We start from the raw sequence: 3443 nt of genomic DNA, 5'->3' as shown, positions 1-3443 counted from the left end.
CACCTATATTCCCGGCACTTATAATAATGGTAATGTTTTGTTTACCTGGATGCGCTGGCAATTCTAATGGACGCTATTATTTAACTATTTAAACCATGCAATTAAAGTGGTTATAAGCGACTATTAAGAATTAATCTCAATTAGCGTTAATTGATCCCAAAAAATACGATAGTTCTTATCAATTAAAACTATGCTGAGTATCCGCTTAGTTTATTGCTGATTATTTAAACACAACAAATAGCGTCTTAGGTGATAACAGCCGGGCTTGATTTTTCATACAGTTAATCGCCCGGCACTTTTATGCTAACACTTCAATCAGGCTGCGTCTGAGTCATTTACATTCAGTTCATGCCGCTTATGTTTACGCCGAGTGAGTATAAAACCGCACCACAATAGCGCAACCCAAACTGGCATCATTAGCACTGAGATCTGAATACCATCAGTGAGATACATAATGACCAGAATCAACGACAGAAACACCAGGCACAGATAATTACCGTATGGGTACCATAGCGCCTTAAACCGCGGTTCTACGCCTTCTTGCACCTTCGCAGCCCGGAATTTGAGGTGAGCTAAACAAATCATCACCCAGTTAATGACCAATGTTGAAACAACCAGCGCCATAAGCAGTTCAAACGCTTTGCCCGGCATAACATAGTTTATAACAACACCGGCTGAGGTGGCCAACGCCGAAAGTGCGATTGACAGAATAGGCACGCCACGTTTATTAACCCGGGTCAACAACTTAGGCGCATTCCCCTGCGATGCCAAGCCAAATAACATGCGGCTATTACAATAAACACCGCTGTTGTAAACCGATAGCGCTGCGGTCAAAACCACTACATTCAAGATTGTTGCAACCCAATTGCTATCTAACGCATGGAAAATCATCACAAAGGGGCTACCGCCTTCAACCACTTTGCCCCACGGATATAGGGAAAGCAGTACCGCCAATGAACCGATGTAAAAAATAAGGATGCGATAGACAACCTGATTGGTTGCTTTAGGGATACTGTGATGTGGATCTTCAGCTTCAGCGGCCGTAATGCCAACCATCTCCAAGCCACCAAAAGAAAACATAATCACCGCCATCGCCATCACTAATCCGCTCAAGCCATGGGGCATAAACCCACCTTGTGCCCAGAGGTTAGTAACCGATGCCTCAGGCCCACCAGTACCGGAAGCCAGCAGATATGCACCGAACACAATCATACCGATAATGGCAACAACCTTGATGATTGCGAACCAGAATTCAGTTTCACCATACATACGTACGTTAATAAGATTGATGGCATTTATTAAGACAAAAAATACAGCAGCGGAAACCCAGGTGGGAATCTCTGGCCACCAGTATTGAATATAAATACCGACGGCGGTCAATTCAGCCATACCAACCAGTATAAACATCGCCCAGTAGTTCCAACCAGATAAGAAGCCAGCGAAATCGCCCCAATATTTATACGCAAAATGACTAAATGAACCTGCAACTGGCTCTTCGACAACCATCTCACCGAGCTGACGCATAATGAGAAAAGCGATAAAACCACCGATGGCATAGCCGAGTATCACTGAGGGGCCAGCCATCTTAATCGTCTGAGCTATCCCTAAAAATAATCCGGTCCCAATCGCACCACCCAAGGCAATCAGTTGAATATGTCGATTTTTTAAACCGCGTTTTAGTGTTGAATCCTGCAACTGCTGTTCCATCCTATCCTCTGCCGCACCTATTACGCACTAACGTGCTAAACAGCGCTTTCATAAATGAATCTGCGGCGGTTTTTTAACACTTAAACCTAATTGCAGCAAGAATAAAGGTAGTTAGCTGACTATCGGAGAAGGATCAATCAGCCGATGTTTACATGGGAAGGATTTGATTAGAAGACAATGATGCTTTGTCTGTTTAGGGTTGTAACGCAGATATGCCACATAACTTACTCAGATTCCTGGCCCCAATCATCAATGTCGCGACATAAGATTGACGCCGGGTGACAACTTCAACCGCCACGCGATTATTTTTATAGCGGATAAGATAAGTTGAAGGCCAGCCTTGACGCCGCTCACCATAAGATTTTTGATGGTGGTCAATCGCCGCATGGGCAATGACCAGGTGAGATAAATTTGAATCCCCTTTAATAATACGTTTCATCATCAGCTCCAAGAAGTCAGTCAGAGAATCGCTTACCGTTGGTCACGCCACGCGCTCAGCATATGGGTCTCCACGCGGTCGAAAACCATCAATATTTACTCAAATATCTTGGCTGAGCAGGTAACAGATCATCGCGGCACGAAGTGGACTTTGGCTATAGGCTTGCCACTCACCTTGCGGATTGGTAATCCGAGCATTCCACTGATTATTATCATTAACTTCAGGGGAATAGAGGCCAATTTTATTGGCATAGATGATAGGCCAGGCATCAGAAGGGTTTTTGCAGTAGTCCTTACCTTTAACTCCACCGTATGGATACCACTTATCGGGATCTTCCCCTGTCAGCAGTGCAATATTTCGGTTCACTTCAGTGTCACTTTCTTCATACCATTTAATCATTAGAATCACCGTTTTCTTGAAAAGTCCTGGCTACATTACGGCGAAAATAAGACAAATTTATGACAATCAGCGCAGTATATTGGGCTAAATAAAGGGGCAAACTCACATCGCGCAAAAAGATAATGCCGGCTATGCAGGAGAAACCATCACTCTGGCTACGACGATATTCTGATACCGCCGGGTGACAGCATCAGAATCGGGGGGATTTATCGCTCTGGAATAAACCCTTTAAAGTCGAGAGGCGAGACAATATCACTATCGTCTTGCTCATGCCTGACACCCGTAGCATTTTCCAGTAAAGCATTGAGCAATTCGGTTTGCCGTTTTTGTTGTTCGGCAATTTCGTGTAACAAACGGATTTGTTCATTTGCTCGTACACTGGCACGGCTCAAAAAGAACCAGACTATCAAGAAGAAAATGACAGTAAGCAGCGATAAAGCAATTGGGATGACACCCAGTGCCCCCATATTTGTATCTAACATTGACGACCCTATGACATACGTGGCTAAGGCGCTATCTTATCACTCTGCCCACCACAAAGGGGATCTGAATAAGTGATTCATACTTAATAACGATAACGAATAGTAATAGTTATCTATCGTTATTATAGCTAAGCATAATAGGCTATCCTTACCATGGAATAATCGAAGTGATAGCACAAATACCGGTAGAAAAAGTCCCCCCCTGATCGCAATAACTATCAAGGGCTAATAGATAAAACAAGCAGCAAACGGCAATGATCCCTACCGCTGCAACAAGTTTCTTAATGTTCAAATCGGGCACCTTCCGTAATGTTTTTTTTAATTATACTGTATTAAACATCAACCATTTATAGCCAAAATGTAATTACTGATGTGCACTATAGCTCTGTAACAACATTTTTTATAAGAATTTACTG

The 3443-nt window shown here is 43.3% G+C and carries 5 protein-coding genes and 1 pseudogene; 1 reads left to right on the top strand and 5 read right to left on the bottom strand.

Annotated elements, in window-relative coordinates; translation table 11 throughout:
- A pseudogene (locus V2A85_RS22715) lies at positions 1-67 on the top strand (phospholipid:lipid A palmitoyltransferase); the annotation flags it as partial.
- 248 nt (positions 68-315) lie between these two features.
- Here the strand turns inward: V2A85_RS22715 and V2A85_RS22710 are convergent.
- From V2A85_RS22710 to V2A85_RS22690, 5 genes are all read right to left on the bottom strand, one after another.
- Entirely contained in the window at positions 316-1707 is a 1392-nt protein-coding gene (locus V2A85_RS22710) for an amino acid permease (RefSeq protein WP_372559218.1), read from the bottom strand.
- 193 nt (positions 1708-1900) lie between these two features.
- A complete protein-coding gene (locus V2A85_RS22705; protein WP_372559219.1) occupies positions 1901-2149 on the bottom strand; it encodes a DUF4060 family protein in 249 nt (82 codons plus the stop codon).
- A 96-nt stretch (positions 2150-2245) separates the two neighbouring features.
- Positions 2246-2545 carry a phage protein NinX family protein gene (locus V2A85_RS22700; RefSeq protein WP_083158581.1) on the bottom strand — a complete coding sequence of 100 codons (300 nt, stop codon included), beginning with the start codon at positions 2543-2545 and terminating at the stop codon, positions 2246-2248.
- A gap of 206 nt (positions 2546-2751) precedes the next feature.
- Positions 2752-3027 carry a YebO family protein gene (locus V2A85_RS22695; protein ID WP_083158580.1) on the bottom strand — a complete coding sequence of 92 codons (276 nt, stop codon included), beginning with the start codon at positions 3025-3027 and terminating at the stop codon, positions 2752-2754.
- Positions 3028-3175: 148 nt separating this feature from the next.
- Positions 3176-3319, bottom strand: coding sequence for a PhoP/PhoQ regulator MgrB (locus V2A85_RS22690; RefSeq protein WP_372559220.1), 144 nt, complete (start codon positions 3317-3319; stop codon positions 3176-3178).
- Between the last annotated feature and the right edge of the window lie 124 nt (positions 3320-3443).

It is taken from the genome of Yersinia sp. 1252 StPb PI (assembly GCF_048593885.1).
In the GTDB taxonomy this organism is placed as follows: domain Bacteria; phylum Pseudomonadota; class Gammaproteobacteria; order Enterobacterales; family Enterobacteriaceae; genus Yersinia; species Yersinia enterocolitica_E.
The sequence above is the reverse complement of the archived record's forward strand: the minus strand, read 5'-3'. Positions and strand labels throughout refer to the sequence as shown.

Bases quoted from the DNA above. Each gene is read 5' to 3' on its own strand.
- V2A85_RS22710 (WP_372559218.1), bottom strand. From the start codon at position 1,707: ATGGAACAGCAGTTGCAGGATTCAACACTAAAACGCGGTTTAAAAAAT.
- V2A85_RS22705 (WP_372559219.1), bottom strand. From the start codon at position 2,149: ATGATGAAACGTATTATTAAAGGGGATTCAAATTTATCTCACCTGGTC.
- V2A85_RS22700 (WP_083158581.1), bottom strand. From the start codon at position 2,545: ATGATTAAATGGTATGAAGAAAGTGACACTGAAGTGAACCGAAATATT.
- V2A85_RS22695 (WP_083158580.1), bottom strand. From the start codon at position 3,027: ATGTTAGATACAAATATGGGGGCACTGGGTGTCATCCCAATTGCTTTA.